The organism is Paenibacillus ottowii (assembly GCF_050516475.1).
GTDB lineage: Bacteria > Bacillota > Bacilli > Paenibacillales > Paenibacillaceae > Paenibacillus > Paenibacillus ottowii.
Genome location: NZ_CP191577.1, coordinates 4460373 through 4483539, shown reverse-complemented (window position 1 = coordinate 4483539; position 23167 = coordinate 4460373). Strand labels below are relative to the sequence as shown.

The following is a 23167-nucleotide window of genomic DNA, read 5'->3' as shown; positions in this document are numbered from 1 at the left end:
GTGATGGGAATTACCATCCGACTGCGCAGGGGCACTATAGGTAACTTTTAAGTTCGGTTTTAGTTTGATGTTGTATTATGCATCCCGCTTCAGCAAATCGTTCTGACGGCGGCGAATGAGCAGGGAGGCGATAAGTCCCACAGACAGAACAGCTGCCAGCAGCATAAATGTAGTCATCTGATTGCCGCCATTCCCCATCAAACGAATGGAAAGCATAGGAGCTAGACTCGTACCGGCAAACAGAATGAAGGTATACAGTGAGACGGCTATGGCCCTTGCTGTCCCGCCGAGCTGGCCAACTATTGTAATAAGTGAAGGGACACTCAGGGCAATGCCGCTGACAAAACATACACTTAATATCACGATAGCTGTTAGAGAGTGCGTCATTCCCATCAGCGCCAAGCTGAGGATGGAAAGAAGAAGAGCTGTACGTAATATGAGGTGCACACTGAATTTCAGTGCCAGTTGACCGGCGAATGGTGAGAGAAGCATGCCGATGATGCCAGCGGATCTGACGTATAGCATCTGTCTGCTATTCAGGCCAAATTCAGGACTGCCAAGGTAGCTTCCCAAAACTGTATACATGCTCACAAAGGACATGAGAAGAACAAAAGCGATCGTGTAGCTTAGCCATAAAGGATACGAACGCAGAACAGTCCCCAACTGACCGAAGGCTGCCCAAATGCGAACCCCTCGTTGCGGGGAGGGAGCTTTAGGCAGGAAAAAAAGAACGATCAGGAAGGTGATCGCGTACACCATACCTAGCATCTGAAATACCATATTCCATCCAATTTGTTCGCTGATAGCAATACTAAATACCTGTCCAGCAATACCCGCCACAAGAAAACCAGTGCTGATAAAGCCGATAGCCGTTACCCGTTTTTCAGTTGGAAACATATCTACGGCGTATGCGAGAGCAACAGGGGAAAAGGTGGCTGCCGCCAACCCCTGAAGCAAGCGCAGCGCCACTAATACCGAATACTGATTGGTTAAGCCGAGAGATAACGACAGGATCGTCAATGCGAGGAGTCCGGCAACGATAACCTGCTTGCGCCCAAAGCGATCAGATAATCCGCCATAAATAAGACATCCCGCCGCAAAGCCCAAGGAAAAGATACTTCCTGGCAGGGCTGCTTCAGCTAGTGTTTTTCCAAATACTTTAGTAAAGAGAGGGACCAAAGGGATCGTCACATACAGGCTGGACATCACGGCAACCGCTGACCAGCACAGGATTACAATAATCCATGTATAAGGGAGAGCAACATTTCCCCTCTGTATAACGCTATCATTTGTTCGTAATTTACTCATCAATGGAACACTCCTTCATCTTCAAATAGTAACTTATAAATATACACAATTAAATATATTAGATAACCTAATTATATGCTTAAAAAAATTTATCTGCCCACCCCCAGTTTATCTTCCATATGATGATGGATTTTTTCTATAATTCGCAAAAAAACGATCTGCTCCTCGGGCTCCAGAATACTCGCTAGGGAAGCACAGGAAGACCAAAATGCAGGAAGCACCTGCTGTACAAGATGAGAACCCGCTTCTGTAATGCGCACATGAATTTTGCGTCGATCTGAAGAATTATGTTCTCTGATAATCCAGCCTCGTTGCTCTGTCCAGTCCAGGAGAGATGTCACAGATGCACGACGAATTCCCAGACGGTCGGCAATCATTGAAGGGCTCATCTGGGCCTGAGATTGGTGCAGTGTCAACAGCAACAATAAATCCAGCTTACTCTCTGTCAGGCCGTAAGCAGCTAGATCCAAATCTATTGCGTCGAGCGTATTATCACTGGTCCATAACAAGAAGAGACCAATACGGGCAAGTTGCCGATCCGTTTCTGCAAGAGCAGTTTGATCCATTAGCTCCAGATAAGGTTCTGGTCCCAGACGAGGAAGAGACTGCTGGACGGTGTCCCGCTTACTTTGCTTTGACGACATAAGTTCACCCTTTTCATATAATTAGGTTATCTAACTATTATCAATATAACGTATTGTCATGCATAAGACAATATCTAGCAAGAAATACTGCTACATTCGATACATAAGCAGGGTTAAAAACCGGCTGAATGAACCAAACTGTAAATAGGTTACCAAAATGCTCCAAAAGATAAGGGAAGGAGGCGTTGCTATGTTCCGTAAGCAGGAAAGAACGCTCATTATTGTATGTATCGTAATTGCGGCCATCATGCTATATGCCGTAATTAAAAGCATAGCTCGCTTGACTCCCTAGTTGGTAATCAAGAGTGATTTCGAAGTTTTCCTTAAAAATGTGGATGAAGGAGTGAAACCGATTTGTCTTCACTGGACCCTGTATTGCTAAGCCGGATACTGACCGGAGTTACCCTGTTTGTACATATCGTATTTGCATCCATCGGTGTTGGCATACCCTTAATGATTGCACTTGCTGAATGGCGCGGGCTGCGAACCGGTGATCCGCACTATACACTACTGGCACGGCGGTGGGCGCGGGGATTCGTCATTACTGTTGCCGTGGGTGTCGTGACAGGCACCTCCATTGGTCTGCAGCTTAGCTTGCTCTGGCCTACCTTTATGCGGGTGGCCGGACAAGCGATTGCGCTGCCCCTGTTTTTAGAGACGTTTGCATTTTTCATCGAAGCTATATTCCTGGGCATGTACTTGTATACTTGGGATCGGTTTAAAAGTAAATATTTTCACTTAATGCTGCTCATCCCGGTAGCGATTGCCTCGTCTGCATCAGCGGTTTTTATTACGACGGTGAACTCGTTCATGAACCAACCTCAAGGTTTTACACTCAAAAATGGAGTCATGACCAATATTCATCCCATCGAGGCTATGCTAAATCCGGCCACGCCGACTAAAGTGTCTCATGTACTGGCTTCATCCTATACATTGAGCGCGGGGGTGCTGATGGGGCTGGCTGCTTACAGCATGCTGCGGGGGCGTAATCACCCCTATTTCAAAAAGGCGCTGAAGCTGACGGCTACCTGTACCATTGTGTTTGCCATCAGTACTGTGATGATTGGAGACGCATCCGGTAAATTTCTGGCCAAATATCAGCCGGAAAAGCTGGCTGCCGCCGAATGGCATTTTGATACGATGACGCACGCCCCCTTTGTATATGGCGGCTTTATGGATAAAAACGGTGAAATCAAATATGCCCTGAAAGTGCCTTATGCACTTAGTGTGTTGGCTGGTAATTTGCCTAGTACGGAGGTTAAGGGATTAAATGACTATCCGGTGGAGGAGCGTCCGCCGCTGTCTATCCATTATATGTTTGACCTCAAGATCACTACAGGAGTGCTGATTCTCGTCATCCCACTGCTGTATCTGATCCGCAAGCGGTTGCCAGGTCGTAAACCTTACCCCAAATGGCTGCTGTTAGCGCTCGTTCTGGTCGGACCGATGGCGATGGTAGCTATTGAGCTGGGCTGGATGTTTGCGGAGGTCGGCAGACAGCCGTGGATTTTACGCGGATATATGAAGGTGTCCGAAGCAGCAACCACTTCGACAAGTGTTGGGTGGATGCTGGTGTTGTTTGTTATTTTGTATCTGGTGCTGTGTTTCTCGGCTATCAAGGTACTCAGCAAACTATTCCGTAATAAGGATGCCGTGGAAGAGATCAGACAGCTGGGCCTGGAAGGGGCTGATGGCAAGTGAGCTATGAAATTGTAGGGATCGCCATTTTGTGGACCTTCCTGTTCGGATACTTGCTTGTGGCATCTATTGATTTTGGTGCAGGCTTTTTCAGCTTTTACAGTGTGCTGACAGGCCACCAAAACAAAATTCACAATATCATCCAGCGGTATCTGTCTCCAGTATGGGAGGTCACGAACGTATTTCTCATCTTTTTTGTGGTGGGACTGAACGGTTTTTTCCCGGATGCGGCTTATTATTATGGGACAGCGTTGCTCATTCCCGGTAGTATTGCGATCGTGCTGCTTGCGATCCGGGGAGTATATTATGCTTACAATACATATGGGCATTCGGGTAAAAATAATATCGTCTACATGGCGTTGTACGGTGCGACAGGATTGCTGATTCCCGCGGCACTGTCGACGGTCCTCGCCATTTCGGAAGGTGGCATTATTGTGGAGAACAGCACGGGTGTTCATCTGCTATGGGGTCATCTATTAAGCAACCCTTACACGTGGGCGGTTATTATTCTGGCGCTGGTGAGTGTATTGTATATATCGGCGATGTTTTTGTGCTTTTATGCTAAAAGGGCAGGGGACAAGGTCGCTTTCGAAATCGTACGAGGGTACGCGCTGCTCTGGAGCGCTCCTACGATTTTGGCGAGTTTGTTCGCATTTTTTCAGATTAACAAACAAAATCCGGACCATTTCGCCAATATGCTGAACATGGCCTGGATGTTTATCGCCTCCTTCATATGCTTTGTGGGGGCAGTTTATATGGTATGGCAGCGGCGTCATTTGGGAATTTCCTTTATATTGGTGATGCTGCAGTTTGCATTTGCCTGGTATGGTTATGGCCGCTCACATCTTCCGTATGTTTTGTATCCCTATATTAATATATATGCCAGCTTTACAAACTCTACGATGGCGTATGCATTGATTACGGCGTTTGTTGCGGGTCTGCTGGTGCTGGTTCCTTCACTGCTCCTGATATTGAGATTGTTCCTGTTCGATGCGAAGTATGTACGAGGACAAGCAGGAAAGAAAGGGTGAGTTAGAGTGGTTGCATTCGAGCATTTTACGATCATGTATGAGTCGCCGATCATTATCGTGGTGGCGATTGTGTTTTTGTTTATTTATTCGGCACGCTTTAAAAATCCACAGGACTGACAATAACATGCGAAACAGGCCTTCCCGATCGATCCAGGAGGTCTGTTTTTGCTGTATTATCGCAGAATTTCCTTTACAGATGTGATTGAATTATACTTTACATATATCAGAATGTTTCATCATTTCATGTTCACATTCAAGTGACAATATATAGTTAAATTGAACCGTTGTGCTTTTGGAGAACGGGTCTTGTCAGGGAGGGGGTTGCACCATGCCCAAAGTGCGTTTTACCAATATGGATCATGTAAATACCGATAAAACCATCAAGCAATTCAGACAATGGCGGCAGGAGCGACGCAGCAAAATAAAGGATTATACGTTCGTTGTGCCAAACCATCCCCCGGAGCTGGAGTTTTTGCATCATAATCGGGAAATGGCGACGGCGACCTGGGTGGGCCATTCCACCTTTTTCATTCAGTACCTTGGGCTGAATATGGTTACCGATCCGGTGTGGGCAGAGCGTATGGCTTTTGATAAAAGGTTGGCTCCGCCCGGCATTCGCATTCAGGATGTACCGCCGCTGGATATCATTTTGCTATCACATTCGCATTATGATCATTTACATTTAGCATCGTTGCGGAAGTTATATCGCGCAGATACATTGATGCTCGTACCTAAGGGGTTAAAGTCGAAAATGATCCGCAAAGGTTTTCGTAATTGCCATGAACTGCAATGGTGGGAGCATTTTACGGTAGGCGGGGTGCGGATTACATTTGTTCCGGCCCAGCACTGGACACGGCGTACGCCGTTTGATACCAATACTTCGCATTGGGGTGGATACGTTCTGCAAAGTGAACAGCAGGTGACTGGCTCTGCCACGTCTGTTGCAGGGGCGGATGTTGATGCCGAATCTGATTCAGCGGAGGCGCCTACGTTGTATTTTGTGGGAGACACCGGATATTTCCGTGGGTTTAAGGAGATTGGCGAGCGCTTTGCCATTGATCTGACCTTTATGCCGATTGGCGCGTATGAACCGGAATGGTTCATGACCTCACAGCATGTGACGCCGGAGGAGGCGTTGCAGGGCTTTGTGGATTGTGGCGCAGATCAGATGATCCCGATGCATTATGGAGCCTTTAAGCTGGCGGACGATACGCCGAGAGAGGCGCTGGATCGTCTCGAGGCCGAGCGTGAGCGCTTGGGGATTGCTAAGGAAAGAATCCATGTACTGGGACACGGAGAGACGCTGAAAATTGGGCGCCGAAGCTCAACTAGAATCTGAGGGGTTCAATAAACGGCGTATATAAAAACGCGGCTCGGCGGACAATCATTTGCCTGCGAGCCGCGTTTTTTAATTTTAGGCTACCGTCCGGAACTAAACGGCTTCGATCTCACTCGCCAAAGAGGAATCATGGTTTGCGATGGGGTGACGAACGATTTTAACCTCATAGAAGGTGATTTTATTTTCAATAATATAGTCTGGAATTTGACGGTGATTGTGGGATTCGCGGAAGGCTTCGCTTTTCGTCCAGCCTTGAAAGTTCTCTTTTTCCTTCCAACGTGTGCTAATCGTTACTTCCTCGTAATCCTTCGTGTTTTCCGTCAGCAGCACCTCCAGACCGAGGAAGCCTTCCATCTTTTCAACCTGTCCTTCTTTGTTAAATCTTTCGATGAGCAGGTGGGCATTGCCCGGTGTGATTTTAGAAGTATTTGTTACGATAACCATATTAAATTCCTCCTGAATAATGTGGTATGGTCGGTATAATAACCGGATAGCCACCCTCAAATTTGATGGTAGCATTCATCTCATAAACGTCGCGAAGAAAAGCAGACGTCAAAATCTGGCGGGGTTCGCCAGCAATGGCGATTCGTCCCCTTTTAAGCGCAATCATATGATGACAATAGGCCGCAGCTTGCTGCAAATCATGCAGTACCATAACAATCGTCAAGCTGGACTCGTGATTGATACGCCGCAGCATATCCATAACTTCAAATTGGTGGGCGATATCCAGAAAAGTAGTCGGTTCATCGAGCAATAGAATATCCGTTTGTTGGGCCAAAGCCATAGCAATGCGTGCTTTTTGTTGTTCACCTCCCGATAGAGTATGGAACATCCGATCTGCGTAGGGCATGATGCTTGTGATTTCCATGACATGATTGATAATTTGCTGGTCTTGTCTCGTAGGGCGTGTCCTCAAGCCCTTGGCATGAGGGGATCTTCCATAAGCGACCAGCTCACGAACCGTTAATAACGGCAGCATATCCTTCATTTGCGGCAGCATGGTAATCGTCTGGGCCAAATCACGCCGTTTGTATTCCTCCACAGGCTTGCCCATCACAGAAACCTCGCCTTGATCTTGCTTGAGCAGCCGGGTCAAAATCCGCAAAAGCGTAGACTTGCCTGAGCCGTTGGGACCGACAATGGCGGTGAGCTGTCCAGCGGGCAAGGTAATGTTCACATCATCCAGCTGGAAGTATCCGCGTTGTAAGGAGAGATGTTCGCCCTGAATGGCTGTCATCCGAAATTCCCCCGTTTCTTGAGCAGGATTAAGAAGAACGGTGCTCCAATGACGGCTAGCAAAATCCCGACAGGCAATTCAATCGGATCAAACCAAGAGCGTGCGACTGTATCCGCCAGGACAACCAGTGTCCCACCGCCCACAATGGAAAGGGGCAAGAGGAAACGGTAATCTTCCCCAATCAGCAGCCTTATGATATGCGGAACGACCAGTCCTACGAACCCGATCAGCCCGGCTACACTGACCGCCGTGCCAGCGAGCAGGGCAGAGAGCAAAATAATCAGCATCCGTTGAAGCTCTACCCGCTGGCCCAGCAGCTGTGCTGAATCATCGCCCAGCAGCAGCAAATTTGCAGGCTTAATCGCAAATAAAGAGGCGATTAAGCCAATGATAGCGTAAGGAGCCATGAACTCCAGATGATGCCAGCTTCGTCCGTTTAGCCCGCCGGATAGCCATGGAAGTACAGCCTGCACGCGGTCACTGTACATGACCATCACCCCGTTGGTGAGCGCGCCCAGCAGCGCGTTAATCGCAACGCCAGCCAGCACAATTTTGACTGGGGAAGCCCTGCGGTCCCATGCCAGCAGGTAAATGACGATTGCGCTCAAAAAGGCTCCCAAAAAGGCGCTTACCGGAAGAAGGTAACTCAGCTGTGGAAGCATCACCATCGTAATGACGGCAGCAAGTCCACCTCCAGCCGATACACCAATAATGCCTGGGTCAGCCAGTGGATTTTTCATGACGCCTTGCAGAAGTGCTCCAGAAGCCGCCAGACAAGCTCCTACCAGTAAACCTACCAGTACTCTGGGAAGTCGAAGATCCATTAGAATCGTACGATAGGTGGATTCATCGTTATGTAGCAAAATCTGATTGATTTCTTGAAGTGGAATCGATACCGAACCGTAGGCCAGTCCGTACACAGAGACGGCTAGCAGCAAGATCGGAAGGGTAATCCAGGCGATGGTGCGTCTTCTGGTGCGCTTTAGTTTGTTCATTACCATCGCCTATTTCGCCGGATACAGCTTTTGGTGCATCAGATCCAGCGCCTTAGTGACCCGTGTCCCTGGATTCGTCCCGAACAAGTCTGAAGGCAAAACCTCGACCTGATTGTTTTGGACTGCCCGGATTCCGTTCCAAGCTGCATTTTCCTGCATTTCTTTTATAAATGCGGCTTTAACCTCTTCCGTATTGCCGTGAGTCATGATGAAGATGTAATCAGGGTTAGCCTGTAGGATGCGTTCTGTGTTCAACTGTGCATATTGCGGGAAATTTTGCAGGCCCGGAAAGTCAGCGGCAATGTTGGAGCCACCTGCGGCTTCCAGAATGTTTCCGCCCAGAGAATTCGGCAGTGCTGCCATGTACGTAGCCGGAGCTCCGTAGACCAGCAACACTTTCGGTTTAGAGGCAGAAGCGGTTTCCTGTTGCAGCTTGGCTACTTGTTGGTCAATTTGCTGGTTCAGCTTTGCAGCCTGAGCCTGCTTTTGTAGTAATTGTCCGAACAGCGTGATTTGTGACTGGATATCCTGAACTGAATTGGCACCAGTCAGCAACAGCTGTGAACCGACTCCTTCAATGGCTGGAATGTCTTTTTCATTCATAGGATAATTGCCTAACACCACATCCGGCTTGAGCATCGTAATTTTCTCCAGATCCACTTCATGAGTGGAGCCTATTTGCTGAACGTTTTCAGCAGCAGGTACGACGGAAGGTTCATTGGAGTTGGGCCTGCCCACGGCTGTCCCGCCCAATGCGTAAATAATGTCCAGATCGCCATTGCTGAGCGCAACGATATGCTGAGGGGCTTTTTGAAACGATAATGTCCGTTTTGAAAAATCAGTAATTTGAATCGTCGCGCCGCTTGTCGTATTTGAAGTGGCAGATACGGAAGTACTGGCTGGTTTGTGATCTGTGGTCGTAGTAGTGCCATTGCTACATCCGGTAACTGCCAATAAAAGCGCTGCGGACGACCACAACACGTAAGATTTCATGTTATTCCTCCTGCAAATTTCAAGTTAAACAATAATGATAATCATTTTCATCTATAGTTAAGAGAATGATAATGAATATCACTGACGATTGTCAATTGAAAATAGAAAATTTTTAAATAAATTTTGAATCAAAAATATAAGGGAGTCTTTCGAATTATAGAAGAAGGAACTACAAATTTTTCTTAAAATATAGCATATATCAAGGGGTTCCGCACACACAAATACATATTGACATTTTCGAAAAGTGTAAGATATATTGGTGATGGGTTTACTTGATTTTGCGAAATTCTGGAATAGAAGGGTGGGGGAGAAAGCTCGAAAAGGGCTATTTTTTTAATTTATCAATTGAGAATGATAATCAATTAGTTATATTCTCGTGGGGAGGGACTGCTGTCAACATGAAGAAGAGGTATGCTGCAATAATAGCTGTGTTTCTGCTGGTGAGTGTGCTGAGCTTTTGGCCGACTTCGTCATCTGTAGGAGCCGCTACGGCTTCTCCAACATTGGCGGATGGTACATACACGCTCAAATACAATATTCTTAAGGCAGAAAATGATTCGGTATCCATGGCTAACGATTATTTTGAGAAACCAGCTAAGTTGTATGTGAAAAAAGGGCAAATGACCATGCAAATTAAGCTGAATCATAGCGAATGGACAACAGGGTTTAAAGTGGATTACAAAGGTAAAATCATCGATACAAAGGTCATCCATAAGGATGCCAAAACTGATACTCGCACCGTGCAATTTCCAATTTCGAGTGTCAACAGCCCGTTGATCTCTAAAATTCATGTTACTGTCCCTGCATACAATTACGATCATGATTATACGATCCGCTTCGCTTTTGATTCCAAAAGCATCAAAAAAGTTACAGCTGCTCAGTCAGCGAAATCAGCCAAATCTTCTAAACAGTAAATTGAAGCTTTCTTTATCGTTCATAAAATCAACATAAATTCAAGCATAAATAATGGAGGAGAGTGTGTAGATTTGAATATGGTAATGAATCGCTTTGAGCAATTTTCTTTCAAGAAGGCATTCGTAGCATTGATCATGGCAGCACTTGTTTTTACACTGATGGCTCCATTCTCCGCTAGAGCAGCAGCAGCTGACGGCACTTATAACGTAGATTATACCGTTCTGAAAGATCAAACCAATGAAACTTCTCGATTGGACAGCTATCTGACAAAGCCTGCTCAGGTTACGGTAGCCAATGGCAAAAATGTCGTTCGTCTGACTGTAAAAAGCAGCAATCTGATTACAGCCTTAAAAGTGGAGCAAAACGGCGTACTGCAAGATGCGACTGTGGTAAGCACCAATACGGCGAACAACACTCGTGTAGTGGAATTCGAAGTAGCTGACCTGAATGCAAAAGTAAATGCTTACGCGGAAATCACCATCCCAGTGATTGGCTACACAGGCAAGTACGATGTACAGCTGCAATTCGACGAAATCTAATCCAAAATAAACGTACAAGGAGATTGAAAAACATGAACATGGCTATGAATGGTATGGAGAAATTGTCTCTGAAAAAAGTAATGCTTACTGTATTGATGGCTGCGCTTATTTTTGTGGTACTAGCCCCATTCTCGGCTAATCAAGCGAATGCGGCTTTGCCTAATGGGACGTATCAATTGCCTTATACCGTTTATAAAGATGGAACTACGGAGCCTTCTTACATGGACACAAATGGTTATGTGAAAAAACCAGCCACACTGATTGTTACAAATGGTCAATTCAAAGTGCGAGTAGCGATTACCAAAAGTGCTTGGGTTACTGAATTCAAAACTCAACAAAACGGCCAGTATGTGAATGCGACTGTGGTCAGCACCTCCGGGGATACAAGAATAGTTGAATTCCCTGTAACTAGCCCGTCTCAAAAATTGAATGTCAAACTGCATGTAAGCGTGCCTAAAGAACACACTGGTGGTATTCCTTACGATCACGACTATGTTGTTCAGTTCCAATTCGATGATAGCGATATTTAAGAGTTTGTTTTATGAGAATATGATTTTGAATTGAATACTCATTTGGAGCTTAGTTCTAAAGCTCCAAATGAGTATATTTTAAGTAGGGGGATACATCACCTTGAAGAGCCGATTTAACAAATATATTTCGACATTCGCTGCTATTCTAATGTTGTTTTCTTTAATTTCACCATACGCTGAAGCAACATCCGAGGATGAACCCACTTCGTCGAATTTGCCTGATTCAAGCACTACAGTGACTAGTGCTACGTATGCTACTTATCAGTATCCGGTAGAACTACCAAGTCCATATGTTGAGCCTACCCAAGCTATAACTACAACTGAAGCGACTTATGCAGATGGAGAGTACCTGATTGATTATAAGCCTTTACGAAAGACAGTCAGCGGAATCACCAAGGATTCGAGTTTTAAAACAAACTATACCTATCCTGGAGACCTGATCATTAAAGATGGAAAATACCATTTTTCATTTAAATTTGCGGAGGCTCAAGGACTTTCAAAATTTATAGTAGAACAAAACGGGGAAACGATTCCCGCCAAAATAGAAGTAGATTCCGGAAAAGCTTCGGGAACTGTGAGCTTCGATGTTTATGATTTTCATCAAGACGTAAATACGGAGTTTGGGTTTAACAGCAGTTCTCCATGGTATGTAGACACTGATCCGGACCGTTCGGTGAAGGAATGGATTGAGTTTGATCCTTCCAGTTTGCGACTTAAAAATTCAACGGAGAATCCAACGATTCCACCAGTGACACCGCCGGTAACGCCTCCTAGCACAGGAGAAAAATTAGCTGACTTGGACTTTACCCTCCTGAAAGATGGAACAGATGAAAAGTCTATGATGGATGGGTATACGGAGAAACCAGGCTCACTAATTGAGCGTGGAGGTAAGCAATATGCCCGGTTAACATTAAAGAATAGTAAACAAATTGATGGCTTCAAGGTAGAGCAAAATGGAGTGTTAAGCGACACCTCTATTGTAAGTGAAGATCAGAATGCGAATACACGAGTTATCGAGTTTGAGGTAAAAGAACTGCCTGCCAAATTGAACGCATGGGTGAGCATCAACTGGCCTGAGCTAGGCTACGTGCATACTTATAATGTAGATCTGCAGCTGGCTTCTGTACCTGTACCAACCACTTTGGTGGATGGAACGTACTCGATCAACTTTAACGCGTTGCATGCCACAAAAGATCAGCCATCAGCTATGGCACAATATTTGTTGTCTCCAGCGACTTTGACGGTAGTGAAGGGACAGAAAGAAGTTTCCTTTACGATTAAAGACAGCACCACCGTAACAGAATTCAAAACAGAACAAAACGGAACATTGACGGATGCAGATATTGTAAGTGTGGACAAGACAGCCAATACGCGTATTGTGAAATTCAAGGTAGCCGATTTGGACGCTGTTTTGAATGCACAGGTTCATGTAAGCACTACCTATCCAGGTGGGGTTTATGAGATGGATCATAAGCTTCGTCTTCAGTTCGATAAAAATAGTATCACAGAAAATGGAATGTCTCCTGAAACAAGATCCAATCTGGACTTCACTCTTTTGAAGGATGGAACGAATGAAAACTCCATGATGGATGGGTATACGGAGAAACCAGGCACCTTGATTGAACGTAACGGCAAGAAGTATGTTCGTTTTACCTTGAAAAACAGTAAACAAATTGACGGATTTAAGGTAGAACAAAATGGGGTTTTGACCAACACGACTGTAGTAAGCGAAGACCAAGCTGCGAATACACGTGTTATCGAATTTGAGGTTAAGGAAGTGCCTGCCAAGCTGAATGCATGGGTAAGCATCAACTGGCCTGAGCTGGGCTATGTGGAAACATATAATGTCGATCTCCAATTAGGAACGGCTACAACCCCAGTTGATCCTGGGACGCCAGGTACACCAGGGACGCCCGGAAAGGGGATAGCGGATGGAACGTACTCGATCAACTTTAACGCGTTGCATGCCACAAAAGATCAGCCATCAGCTATGGCACAATATTTATTGTCTCCAGCCACGCTGACGGTATCGAAGGGCAAGTATGAAGCTTCCTTTACGATTAAAGACAGCACCACTGTGACGGAGTTCAAAACAGAACAAAACGGAACGTTGACAGATGCAGATATCGTTAGTGAGGATAAGAATGCCAATACACGTGTTGTGAAATTCAAGGTGGCGGATTTGGACGCTATTCTGAATGCGCAGGTCCATGTGAGTACGACCTATCCAGGTGGGGTTTATGAGATGGATCATAAGCTTCGTCTTCAATTTGATCGCAGCAGCATTACAGCTAAAGGTCCGGATAACGGAACAACGACTCCAGTTGAAAATGGCAGATACAGCATAGACTTCACCGTACTCAAAAACGGAAGCAATGAACTATCTGTGATGGATGGATATATGCAAAAGCCAGCCACACTGTTAAAACAGTCTGGTAAAAATATCATTCAAATTAAAATGGATAAAAGCAGCTGGATTAAAACGTTTAAAGTAAATGGTTCTGAAGCTCAGATGGTTGAACAGTCCACCTCTGCAGACACAAGAACAGTACAATTTGAAGTGCCTAATCTTTCAGATAAAGTTACAGTGAATACGCATGTCATCGTACCTGGATTGGATTTGGGTGGCACCCCATATGATCACGTATATGATGTGCAATTCCAGTTCGAGCCTGCTACCATTCGCAGCTTTGTGGAGCCTACCTCTTCAGGGGCAGCTGATCCTATGGTTAAATTGGATTTTGACAAGCTTGCCAATGGTAAATATGCATTGAAATTCAGCATTGTGCTGCCAGACGGTGTCACAGGATCTGAATCTCCGGCTCAACGCTTCATCACCAATGGACCAGCGCAATTAGTCGTGGAAGGCGACAAACGGTTTGTAGGTCTGAAGCTGCAAAACAGCAATGAAGTTAAGGCGCTGCACATTTGGGATAACGCAAGTGGAGGTTACCAGGATGCAGAAGTGACCCGGGAAGATGCGGCAAGTAATACGAAGGACGTTCGTTTTGGCGTAAGTGACTTTAAGAATAATGTAAAAGGTCAACTGGTTGTCTATGAAGCTCCTAAAGTGGCAAGTAGTGCTCCGATGGTTTTCAAGGCGGAGGATCGAGTAGAAAAAGTATACGATTTTGAAATTAAATTCGATACCAGTAATGTATCTTATCACAACGAAACCAAAGCAGACAAAGTAGAACAGGTGAAAAATAACTTAGCCGATGGAGAGTACACTGCGAACTTCCGTGTGCTTGCGAACGGAACGGACAAGGATTCTTTGGTGGCACCATTTGTACAAAGCCTGGCCAAGTTGATTGTGAAAAATGGTAAGGTCCAAGCCTATGTAAACGTAACGAACAATCAGGCTTTGAAATTATTCCAAACGGATTTTGAAGGCCGCTATACCAATCCGACGATTATGGCTTCCGATGTCAAAGGTGATACTCACACAATGGCCTTCGAAGTGCCTGATCTGGATAAAAAGCTAAGTGTGTACACAGAGGTATATCTGCCTGAGCAATACATTTTTAATGAGAAATTTGGCGGACAGATTCAATTTGACCGCGCATCGCTCAAAGGTGAGGGAGTTAACGCAGCAGCAACTGCAACAACTGCAACTACTACTGAACCGACAGCTGCTTCTACGGATAAAGCAGTGGAACCGACCACATTCGTAGTTGAAGCCAAACCAGCAGTTAACCAGCCAGTTCAAGCGGCTTCCGAGAAGCGATACACGATCAATTACAACGTATTTAAAGACAAAACGAATGAGGCATCCGTTATGGATGGTTATCTCGATAAGCCGGCTACATTGATTGAAAAGGGAGACAAACGCTACATCCAAGTCACTTTGAAAAATAGCTCTTGGATGCCAACTCTACAGGTGGAGCAAAACGGTACGCTAAAAGATGTGGAAGTGATCTCGACATCCGGCGATACACGTATCGTTCAATTTGAGGCAGGGGACTTGTCCCGGAAAATCAGTGCTCACACACACGTCATTGTGCCTGGTTTGGTCCTTGGCGGAGTACCCTATGATCACTGGTATACGGTTCAGTTCCAATTTGATGAAGCAAGCCTAAAAGTGAAATAACCTCAGGTTATGACATCAATGAAGCTCGAATAACAGCAAAATTTGTATGCGTGCAAGTCTTGGTGCCCCGGCATCAAGACTTGTCAGCATTTACATACCCGAAAAAGTTGGGACTCACGCTGTTGCTTTATACTTTGAATTGAGGTGATTGGATTTTCATGAAACAGTATGCAGCTTTGGCTAAGGGGAAATCGTTTTGTTTCTATATGTTAATCGGTATCATGATCTTATTGCTGGCTGGATGCTCCGGGGGAACAGAGGCTGGACAGAACCATAGCGGTGGTTCGACTTCAACGACAGCAACAGATGCGACCGGAAAGTCGTCTGATGATAAAACACAGACTCCACGTATTGTAGCGACTACAGTAGCCATTGCTGAAATTACGGATGCGCTGGGCTTGGATTTGGCTGGCAAGCCGACCAGCACCAAAGCACTGCCTGACCGTTATAAGGACGTTCCTGATGTCGGGAATCCGATGAGTCCTGATATGGAAAAAGTAATGTCCTTGAAGCCTACAGATGTACTGTCGGTGACCACACTTCAATATGATTTGGAGCCTAAGTTTAAGGACCTGAACATCAATGCTGAATTTTTGAATTTTGAAAGCCTTGCAAATATGCAAAAGGAAATTCAAAAGCTGGGGGACCGATTTGATAAAGCTGAAAAGGCAAAGGAGATGAATGGAGCCTTGGATGCGAAAGTCGCCGAGATTCAGCAGAAGATCCAAGGCAAGAAGTCCCCTAAAGTCCTAATTTTACTGGGGGTTCCGGGAAGCTATCTGGTAGCTACTGAACATTCCTATATTGGGGATTTGGTTAAAATTGCAGGCGGAACCAATGTGGTTCAGGGTGAAAAGGTGGAGTTCATAGCCCATAATACCGAAGCCTTGCAGCAATCCAATCCCGATATCATTTTGCGCGCTGCGCACGGGATGCCGGATGAGGTCGTAAAAATGTTCGATGAAGAGTTCAAAACGAACGATATCTGGAAGCATTTCAACGCTGTGAAGAAGGGGCATGTTTATGATCTGCCTGAACCGTTGTTTGGCACCACAGGGAACTTAGCGGCAAGCTCTGCGCTGGATGAGCTGATGAAAATGCTGTATCCTTCGAATTAAAGGAAGCTGATGATATGTCCAAAAAATTATGGAGCCTTATTGTTATAATTGTCTTACTCGTCGGTGTCATGTTGTATTCAGCGATGACAGGCAGTCTCAAGGTGAATTTGAGTCAGTTGGTGACCGGATTGTGGACAGGTACAGATGATCAGGTAAATGTGGTCAAGGATCTCAGACTACCGAGAATTATCGTAGCCATGATGGCGGGTGCAGCCCTTGCAGTGGCGGGCGTTCTGCTGCAAGCTGTCATGAAAAACCCGCTGGCGGATTCCGGGGTGATCGGCATTTCTTCGGGAGCGGCCTTGATCTCGCTGATTGCGGTGACCGTCTTTCCGACGCTTTATTTCTGGATGCCGTTCTTTTCGTTTATTGGCGGTGCATTGGCCTGCCTAATGGTGTACGGATTTTCATGGAAATCCGGTTTGCATCCCATTCGTCTTATTCTGATTGGGGTGGCAGTAAACGCTATCTTCTCCGGTCTGGGTCAGTCGTTTAATTATCGGGGCAGTTATGCGGTCACCAGCATTAATCAGGTCACCACCTCAACGTTGTCTATGAAAAAATGGGTGGATGTCGAGGTAATTGTGACCTATGGCGGGATGGGTCTAATTTTAGCCATGCTTGTGTTCTCCTGGTGTAATTTCTTGTCCCTTCAAGATAAAACGGCTAAAAATCTGGGCTTCAATGTGACGCGCGCACGACTTTTGATTTCTGTGATTGCAGTGCTGCTTGCAGCAACGGCTACAGCCATTGCAGGGGTGATTGCTTTTATCGGCCTGCTCGTCCCGCATTGTGCCCGCTACCTGGTTGGCTCGGATCATAAGTGGCTGATTCCGTTCTCGGCCCTATGCGGCGGTTTGCTGCTGTTGCTTGCGGATACACTGGGACGAACGGTGCTGGCCCCCAATGAAATTCCGGCCTCTATTATTATGGCAGTCATTGGCGGACCATTCCTGATATTCCTGATCAGAAAGGCGGATCGCACCTATGGACATTAAAGATGTAACCTTCTCCTATGATCGGAAAACAGATCGTTTACATGCGATCAATGCTGTTATTGAGCGGGGACGAATTACGACAATTATTGGGCCCAACGGATGTGGCAAATCGACACTGCTCAGCGTGATGTCCAACAATGCTGCTCCTCGTACGGGCCAGGTCGTTCTGGACGGCAAGGAGATAGCCCACTACAAGCCCAAGGAGCTGGCTCGCCAATTGGCGGTAGTTCATCAGCAGAACGAGGCGCCCTCCGACCTGACAGTAGAAAAGCTCGTCAGCTTCGGAAGACTGCCTCATAAGAGCATGTTCACAACCAACCGGGACGAGGACGAGGAAGCAGTCGAATGGGCGATAGCCTGTACCAATCTGGAGGAACGCAGAACACGTACACTGGATCAGCTTTCAGGCGGGGAACGACAGCGTGTATGGATTGCGATGGCCTTGGCGCAGCGAACGCCGATTTTGTTTTTGGATGAGCCGACCACCTATCTGGATATGTATTACCAGCTCGAGATTCTGGAGCTGATCCGGCAGCTCAATCAGGAGCACGGACTGACCATCGTGATGGTGCTGCATGATATGAATCAGGCTATTCGGTATAGCGATGTGATGATCGCTATGAAGGAAGGACGTATTATAGCGAATGGTCCACCTACAGAGGTCGTTACATCCGAACTGATTCAGGAAGTCTATGGTGTAAAGGTAGTCATAAGACAAGACGACGAGGCGGGCATGTATCTGATCCCGATAGGCGTCGGAGCTTCCGGACATTTACACGTACAGAGAGAATGTAAGGTGCCTGTCCTTGAGTTATCCCATTGAATTTAAAATATAAAAATGGTTCTGGTCCAGGTGTTTGTAAGAAATTGAATGAGATTCAAGGACAGTTCTGCTTAGACTACGGTTCGAATCCGAACTTTTGTGTGTTATACTATTGCCGTCGGTAATTTTGTGTTTAGCACTTAACTAATGATAAGGATGGTATGCTTATATGATCAGTACAAGCGGCGTAACGCTTCGTTATGGCAAACGCCCACTTTTTGAAGACGTAAATATCAAATTTACTCCCGGAAACTGCTACGGCCTGATTGGGGCGAATGGCGCGGGTAAATCCACCTTTTTGAAAATTCTTTCCGGTGAAATCGAAGCCAATTCAGGCGAGGTTCACATGACACCGGGCGAACGGATGGCTGTCCTCAAGCAGAACCATTATGAATACGATGAATTCCCGGTTCTGGAAACCGTTATTATGGGTCATACGCGTCTGTATGAAATCATGAAGGAAAAGGATGCGCTGTATGCCAAAGCGGAGTTTTCCGAAGCGGACGGTTTGCGTGCTGGTGAATTGGAAGGCGAGTTTGCAGAGCTGAACGGTTGGGATGCCGAGCCAGATGCAGCTGCATTGCTGATCGGTCTGGGTATACCGCGTGACCTGCATGACAAAAAAATGGCTGAGATGAGCGGTAACGACAAAGTGCGCGTTCTCTTGGCACAAGCGTTGTTTGGTCGTCCGAACAATTTGCTGCTTGATGAGCCTACCAACCATTTGGATCTCGAATCCATTCAGTGGCTGGAAAACTTCCTGATGGACTATGAAGGCACCGTTATCGTTGTATCCCATGACCGTCACTTCCTGAACAAGGTATGTACGCATATTGCGGATATCGATTTTGGTAAAATTCAGATGTATGTCGGCAACTATGACTTCTGGTACGAGTCCAGCCAGCTGGCACTTACACTGGCTCGCGATGCGAACAAGAAGAAGGAAGAGAAGATCAAAGAATTGCAAGCCTTTATTCAGCGCTTTTCCGCGAATGCTTCCAAGTCCAAACAGGCAACTTCGCGTAAAAAGCAACTGGATAAAATTACGCTGGACGACATCCGTCCATCGAACCGTAAATATCCGTTCATTAACTTCAAGCCTGAGCGTGAAGCGGGTAAACAATTGCTTACTGTAGATAGTATCAGCAAAACTGTTGAAGGCGAGCAGGTGCTGAACGAGTTCAGTCTGGTCGTGAACAAAGGTGATAAAATTGCGTTTGTAGGCCCGAACGGTCTACCTAAAACGACGCTCTTCCAGATCTTGATGAACGAACTGGAAGCGGATAATGGTGAATTTTCCTGGGGGATTACAACGAGTCAGGCGTATTTCCCGAAAGATAACTCCGCTTATTTTGAAGGTGTGGATCTGAATCTGGTAGACTGGCTGCGTCAATATTCCAAGGATCAGGATGAAACGTTCCTGCGCGGCTTCCTGGGACGTATGCTTTTCTCAGGCGAAGAAGCGCTTAAGAAAGCAAGTGTGCTGTCCGGGGGAGAAAAGGTTCGCTGTATGCTGGCGAAAATGATGCTGAACGGTGCTAACGTATTGCTTCTGGAAGAACCAACCAACCACTTGGATCTGGAATCCATTACAGCGCTGAACAATGGTCTGATCGACTTTGACGGGACTATTTTGTTCACTTCTCATGACCATCAATTCATTCAAACCATCGCGAATCGCATCGTGGAAATTACACCAAACGGCGTAATTGACCGTACGATGAGCTATGATGAATACTTGGAAAATGAAGAAATTGCTAAATTGCGTGAACGTATGTATCCGGTAGAAATCGGCTAACATCCAAAACGCTAATTTCAGCAAATAAATAAACGAAAGAGGAGCTCCATCACGCCATTTGATATGGCAGGTGGACTCCTCTTTTTTCGTTTTGTGCCGTAACCCTTAGCATACTTGGTTCCGAGCGTGAGGTGAGATAAAACTCGCCTATCCTGCATCCGGAACCCTATATAGCCTATGGGGTGGCTTATGATCCGCCTGTGCGACGGCGTTGGTTGTTCGGCTTCTTCGTATTTTGGCTTTTCAGTGTTTTGGTGGAACCGTTTTGAAAGCCGCCCTGCTGTGAAGCGCCGGATTGCTGTTTTTTTTGTGCCAGCTTTTCCCGAATGGCATCTGCGAGATTAACTTTACGTGGTTCCTTAGCATCGCTCATGAATAAATTCCTCCTGTTGCCGCCAGGTTCATGTCAATCATGCTGGATTGAAGAAAAACGCGGCTGTGTCCTCATTTTATACGTTTTTAAAAGAAGGGACAAGGGCAACAATGATAACACATCGCAGGGGTGAGGCAAGGGGGAAAATATCTGTTTTTTGCATGAAGGAAAAATTGTTTTGTGTAACCTACAGGAATGGGGTTTGGCAATACTTTTTCGTGGTTCCTACAGCGATGCAGAGCGGAAAGACTGTTTCTCTAGACCCACACAAAGTTCGTCTGCTATCCTGAAAATAACAGTCAACCATAGGGAAATTGTTATTTTTTGGGCAGGTCTTTATGCTGCGAACTATATATTTGAAGGAGTGCCTCCGTTGTGGTAAATGTCTATGATGAAATACGAAAAGGTGAGCGAGGGGCGTGGGTAAGCATTGCTGCTTATCTTTTACTGTCTGCTTTTAAGCTGATTAGCGGATATCTCTTTGCCTCTAGCGCGCTGCTAGCCGATGGCTTCAATAATGTCACCGATATTGTGGTGTCGGTAGCTGTATTGATTGGTCTGAGAATTTCCCAGAAACCACCAGATTCCGATCATGCCTATGGACATTTTCGGGCGGAGACGATTGCGGCGCTGCTGGCGTCCTTTATTATGGCTGTCGTTGGTTTGCAGGTGCTGATTGACGGAATCGGGAGTATTTTTAAGGGAGGAAAGCAAACACCGGATATTACTTCTGCGGGTGTGGCTGTGATTTGTGCAGTGATTATGATGGGAGTGTATCTGTACAATAACAAGCTGGCTCGGCAAATCAATAACAAGGCGCTGCTGGCTGCGGCCAAGGATAATCTATCGGATGCACTCGTCAGTGTTGGAGCGGCAGTGGGCATTATTGGCGCACAGTTCGGGCTGCCGTGGTTGGATACTGTTGCGGCGATCGTGGTAGGATTCATTATTTGCAAAACGGCATGGGAGATTTTTAGGGATTCTACACATAGCTTGACTGATGGATTTGATGAGCAAGAACTGTCAGACTTACGAAGTACGATTGCTCTTGTACCTGGAGTAGAGGGAATTCGAGACGTTAAGGCACGGGTACACGGTAACCACGCGCTGGTGGATGTCGTTATTGAGGTGAATCCGCAGCTCAGTCTAATTGAAGGACATCGGATCAGTGACCGGATTGAGGAACGTCTACAGGAGGTTCACAATACGATGCATGTTCATGTTCATGTAGAACCTAAATTATAGTTTAATTATTAAATAATTAGTATAAAAAGTGACTTTAGACCTATATCGAAAAAGGTGTACACGCTATCTTTTGTGACGTTTGGATTATATCTCTATTCCTGCTGCTTTTACTATAATGAAGGCATGTCCGGCTATATTCGTCGGAATTATGCTCTTCAAATTCGTAAAAACAGCCAGGAGGTGCAACATTGAGAAGACGCGTGATGGGAATGCTCATGACGTCAGCCGCGCTGTTGGCAGCAATTCATGTGGCGCCGGGTCAGGTTGACGCAGCGGCATCGACAGCATCCACAGGACAGAAGGCGGTTATCCAGGCGGCTGTAAAGCTCAGATCTGGCCCTTCCACTACGGGCGATGTAGTCAGCTTTATGAAGCAGGGAGAGGCCGTAACGGTATTGGAGAAAACGAACAACTATTGGTATAAGGTCAAGACTTCTGATGGAGTAACCGGCTACACAAGCAGCTCTGACAAGTACATAAAAGTTGGCGCTACCAGCGTCGCTGCTGCTGCCACGTCGTCTGTCAGCCGTAAAACAGAAGCCTCAGAGTCAGCTAAAACTGTTTCAGCTTCAGTTAAAAATGTTTCAACTAAAGAGGCTTCGGCCTCAGTGAATAGTTCTGCCGGTCAAACGAAAGCTACGATCCAAACGTCCGTTCGTTTGCGGGCGGAGGCATCCACTTCTTCCGAGGTTCTGGGCTACATGAACACAGGGGATGTCGTTACGATTACCGATTCAAGCAACGCGTATTGGTTTAAGGTCACCACTGCTGACGGTTCAGTAGGCTATGTCAGCTCATCTCCACAATATATTCGTATTGGTGAGGGCGTTGTTGTCCAGCAGGCAGTAGCTTCTGCGGCTGCTCCTGCCTCAGATACGACTGCTCTACCTGCGGTAGCGTCTCCTGCATCGACGGTTAGCTTGTTTTCCGGTGATGCGGCGGCCTCAATCGAACAGGTTATTGACACAGGTATGACCTATCTGGGAACACCTTATGAATATGGTTCTGATCGCAACAGTACGGCTACTTTTGATTGCTCGGCATTTACTCGCCAAATCTTCCGTCAGGCTGTAGGGATCCAGCTTCCGGCAGATTCTCGTTCACAAGGTGAGTGGATCAAGCAAAACAGTCAGCCGAAAACGGATATGACGACACTGAAGCGTGGCGATCTGCTCTTTTTTACAAATTATAATGCATCTTCCGGGGCGTACACGTCCTTGGACAATTCCTCCCAAACGATTACTCATGTAGCAGTATACTTGGGAGACAACAAGCTTCTTCATACGTTTTCTGTAGCGGCTGGCGGTGTGAAAGTTACGGATTTCAGCAAGCCTTGGCAGGACCGTTTCCTGTTTGGGGGCAGCGTGATCCAATAAAACGCCGTTCACTCTTAAAATTTGCATCAAAAAAAGGATGTTCCACAGCTCTGTTGACCAGGGTGGGAACATCCTTTTTTCATAAGCATATGATACATATCACTTCTGGGTATAGCT

Annotated in this window: 21 protein-coding genes; 14 read left to right on the top strand and 7 right to left on the bottom strand. The window is 46.2% G+C overall.

The features are described from left to right. Window positions 1-75: 75 nt before the first annotated feature. Entirely contained in the window at window positions 76-1308 is a 1233-nt protein-coding gene (locus tag ACQQ6X_RS20970; RefSeq protein ID WP_305166883.1) for an MFS transporter, read from the bottom strand. An 89-nt stretch (window positions 1309-1397) separates the two neighbouring features. Further along, on the bottom strand, window positions 1398-1952 hold the full coding sequence (locus ACQQ6X_RS20965; RefSeq protein WP_305166882.1) for a MarR family winged helix-turn-helix transcriptional regulator: 555 nt from the start codon (window positions 1950-1952) through the stop codon (window positions 1398-1400). A 354-nt stretch (window positions 1953-2306) separates the two neighbouring features. Between ACQQ6X_RS20965 and ACQQ6X_RS20960 the strand changes: the two genes are divergently transcribed. The 4 genes from ACQQ6X_RS20960 (at window position 2307) to ACQQ6X_RS20945 (ending at window position 6020) form a co-directional block, all read left to right on the top strand. Continuing rightward, window positions 2307-3653, top strand: coding sequence for a cytochrome ubiquinol oxidase subunit I (locus ACQQ6X_RS20960; RefSeq protein WP_063212856.1), 1347 nt, complete (start codon window positions 2307-2309; stop codon window positions 3651-3653). Beyond that, the gene (locus ACQQ6X_RS20955; RefSeq protein WP_305166881.1) at window positions 3650-4681 is read left to right on the top strand and encodes a cytochrome d ubiquinol oxidase subunit II; all 1032 of its coding nucleotides are present in this window, start codon (window positions 3650-3652) and stop codon (window positions 4679-4681) included. Before ACQQ6X_RS20960 ends, ACQQ6X_RS20955 begins: the two co-directional genes overlap by 4 nt. A gap of 6 nt (window positions 4682-4687) precedes the next feature. Beyond that, window positions 4688-4798, top strand: coding sequence for a cytochrome bd oxidase small subunit CydS (gene cydS, locus ACQQ6X_RS20950; protein WP_014278118.1), 111 nt, complete (start codon window positions 4688-4690; stop codon window positions 4796-4798). 211 nt (window positions 4799-5009) lie between these two features. Then, a complete protein-coding gene (locus ACQQ6X_RS20945) occupies window positions 5010-6020 on the top strand; it encodes an MBL fold metallo-hydrolase (protein ID WP_305166879.1) in 1011 nt (336 codons plus the stop codon). A gap of 93 nt (window positions 6021-6113) precedes the next feature. Here ACQQ6X_RS20945 and isdG read toward each other — a convergent pair whose 3' ends face one another. The 4 genes from isdG to ACQQ6X_RS20925 are packed head-to-tail and all read right to left on the bottom strand — an operon-like array spanning window position 6114 to window position 9245. Beyond that, window positions 6114-6464: a heme oxygenase gene (gene isdG, locus ACQQ6X_RS20940; RefSeq protein WP_063212853.1), complete on the bottom strand. Its 351-nt coding sequence runs from the start codon at window positions 6462-6464 to the stop codon at window positions 6114-6116. Window position 6465: 1 nt separating this feature from the next. Continuing rightward, complete coding sequence (locus ACQQ6X_RS20935) at window positions 6466-7257, bottom strand: ABC transporter ATP-binding protein (RefSeq protein WP_305166878.1); 792 nt, start codon at window positions 7255-7257, stop codon at window positions 6466-6468. Next, window positions 7254-8252, bottom strand: a complete 999-nt coding sequence (locus ACQQ6X_RS20930; RefSeq protein ID WP_305166877.1) for a FecCD family ABC transporter permease — start codon at window positions 8250-8252, stop codon at window positions 7254-7256. The genes ACQQ6X_RS20935 and ACQQ6X_RS20930 overlap by 4 nt, the downstream gene beginning before the upstream one ends. A gap of 9 nt (window positions 8253-8261) precedes the next feature. Then, entirely contained in the window at window positions 8262-9245 is a 984-nt protein-coding gene (locus ACQQ6X_RS20925; protein ID WP_305166876.1) for an ABC transporter substrate-binding protein, read from the bottom strand. 398 nt (window positions 9246-9643) lie between these two features. Between ACQQ6X_RS20925 and isdC the strand changes: the two genes are divergently transcribed. The 8 genes from isdC (at window position 9644) to ACQQ6X_RS20885 (ending at window position 20056) form a co-directional block, all read left to right on the top strand. After that, window positions 9644-10159 (top strand): heme uptake protein IsdC, encoded by a 516-nt coding sequence (gene isdC / locus ACQQ6X_RS20920; RefSeq protein WP_305166875.1) that lies wholly within the window; start codon window positions 9644-9646, stop codon window positions 10157-10159. A 72-nt stretch (window positions 10160-10231) separates the two neighbouring features. Further along, the gene (locus tag ACQQ6X_RS20915; protein ID WP_326402532.1) at window positions 10232-10699 is read left to right on the top strand and encodes an NEAT domain-containing protein; all 468 of its coding nucleotides are present in this window, start codon (window positions 10232-10234) and stop codon (window positions 10697-10699) included. Between the two features lie 32 nt (window positions 10700-10731). Then, window positions 10732-11229 carry an NEAT domain-containing protein gene (locus tag ACQQ6X_RS20910; protein WP_305166874.1) on the top strand — a complete coding sequence of 166 codons (498 nt, stop codon included), beginning with the start codon at window positions 10732-10734 and terminating at the stop codon, window positions 11227-11229. Between the two features lie 100 nt (window positions 11230-11329). Next, window positions 11330-15319, top strand: a complete 3990-nt coding sequence (locus tag ACQQ6X_RS20905; protein ID WP_305166873.1) for an NEAT domain-containing protein — start codon at window positions 11330-11332, stop codon at window positions 15317-15319. 158 nt (window positions 15320-15477) lie between these two features. Continuing rightward, window positions 15478-16437: a heme ABC transporter substrate-binding protein IsdE gene (gene isdE / locus ACQQ6X_RS20900; protein ID WP_305166872.1), complete on the top strand. Its 960-nt coding sequence runs from the start codon at window positions 15478-15480 to the stop codon at window positions 16435-16437. A gap of 14 nt (window positions 16438-16451) precedes the next feature. Then, window positions 16452-17435, top strand: a complete 984-nt coding sequence (locus tag ACQQ6X_RS20895; protein ID WP_305166871.1) for a FecCD family ABC transporter permease — start codon at window positions 16452-16454, stop codon at window positions 17433-17435. Beyond that, window positions 17425-18258 (top strand): ABC transporter ATP-binding protein, encoded by an 834-nt coding sequence (locus ACQQ6X_RS20890; protein ID WP_305166870.1) that lies wholly within the window; start codon window positions 17425-17427, stop codon window positions 18256-18258. The genes ACQQ6X_RS20895 and ACQQ6X_RS20890 overlap by 11 nt, the downstream gene beginning before the upstream one ends. A gap of 169 nt (window positions 18259-18427) precedes the next feature. After that, on the top strand, window positions 18428-20056 hold the full coding sequence (locus tag ACQQ6X_RS20885; protein ID WP_305166869.1) for an ABC-F family ATP-binding cassette domain-containing protein: 1629 nt from the start codon (window positions 18428-18430) through the stop codon (window positions 20054-20056). A gap of 187 nt (window positions 20057-20243) precedes the next feature. On the opposite strand, the gene ACQQ6X_RS20880 is transcribed toward ACQQ6X_RS20885, so the two are convergent. Then, window positions 20244-20429: a hypothetical protein gene (locus ACQQ6X_RS20880; protein WP_305166868.1), complete on the bottom strand. Its 186-nt coding sequence runs from the start codon at window positions 20427-20429 to the stop codon at window positions 20244-20246. Window positions 20430-20804: 375 nt separating this feature from the next. Between ACQQ6X_RS20880 and ACQQ6X_RS20875 the strand changes: the two genes are divergently transcribed. Together ACQQ6X_RS20875 and ACQQ6X_RS20870 are read left to right on the top strand one after the other, a co-directional pair. Further along, window positions 20805-21674, top strand: coding sequence for a cation diffusion facilitator family transporter (locus ACQQ6X_RS20875; RefSeq protein ID WP_305166867.1), 870 nt, complete (start codon window positions 20805-20807; stop codon window positions 21672-21674). A 188-nt stretch (window positions 21675-21862) separates the two neighbouring features. Beyond that, window positions 21863-23050: an SH3 domain-containing C40 family peptidase gene (locus tag ACQQ6X_RS20870; protein WP_305166866.1), complete on the top strand. Its 1188-nt coding sequence runs from the start codon at window positions 21863-21865 to the stop codon at window positions 23048-23050. The last annotated feature ends 117 nt before the right edge of the window (window positions 23051-23167 follow it).

Bases quoted from the DNA above. Each gene is read 5' to 3' on its own strand.
- ACQQ6X_RS20970 (WP_305166883.1), bottom strand. From the start codon at position 1,308: ATGAGTAAATTACGAACAAATGATAGCGTTATACAGAGGGGAAATGTT.
- ACQQ6X_RS20965 (WP_305166882.1), bottom strand. From the start codon at position 1,952: ATGTCGTCAAAGCAAAGTAAGCGGGACACCGTCCAGCAGTCTCTTCCT.
- ACQQ6X_RS20945 (WP_305166879.1), top strand. From the start codon at position 5,010: ATGCCCAAAGTGCGTTTTACCAATATGGATCATGTAAATACCGATAAA.
- isdG (WP_063212853.1), bottom strand. From the start codon at position 6,464: ATGGTTATCGTAACAAATACTTCTAAAATCACACCGGGCAATGCCCAC.
- ACQQ6X_RS20935 (WP_305166878.1), bottom strand. From the start codon at position 7,257: ATGACAGCCATTCAGGGCGAACATCTCTCCTTACAACGCGGATACTTC.
- ACQQ6X_RS20930 (WP_305166877.1), bottom strand. From the start codon at position 8,252: ATGAACAAACTAAAGCGCACCAGAAGACGCACCATCGCCTGGATTACC.
- ACQQ6X_RS20925 (WP_305166876.1), bottom strand. From the start codon at position 9,245: ATGAAATCTTACGTGTTGTGGTCGTCCGCAGCGCTTTTATTGGCAGTT.
- isdC (WP_305166875.1), top strand. From the start codon at position 9,644: ATGAAGAAGAGGTATGCTGCAATAATAGCTGTGTTTCTGCTGGTGAGT.
- ACQQ6X_RS20910 (WP_305166874.1), top strand. From the start codon at position 10,732: ATGAACATGGCTATGAATGGTATGGAGAAATTGTCTCTGAAAAAAGTA.
- isdE (WP_305166872.1), top strand. From the start codon at position 15,478: ATGAAACAGTATGCAGCTTTGGCTAAGGGGAAATCGTTTTGTTTCTAT.
- ACQQ6X_RS20895 (WP_305166871.1), top strand. From the start codon at position 16,452: ATGTCCAAAAAATTATGGAGCCTTATTGTTATAATTGTCTTACTCGTC.
- ACQQ6X_RS20890 (WP_305166870.1), top strand. From the start codon at position 17,425: ATGGACATTAAAGATGTAACCTTCTCCTATGATCGGAAAACAGATCGT.
- ACQQ6X_RS20885 (WP_305166869.1), top strand. From the start codon at position 18,428: ATGATCAGTACAAGCGGCGTAACGCTTCGTTATGGCAAACGCCCACTT.
- ACQQ6X_RS20880 (WP_305166868.1), bottom strand. From the start codon at position 20,429: ATGAGCGATGCTAAGGAACCACGTAAAGTTAATCTCGCAGATGCCATT.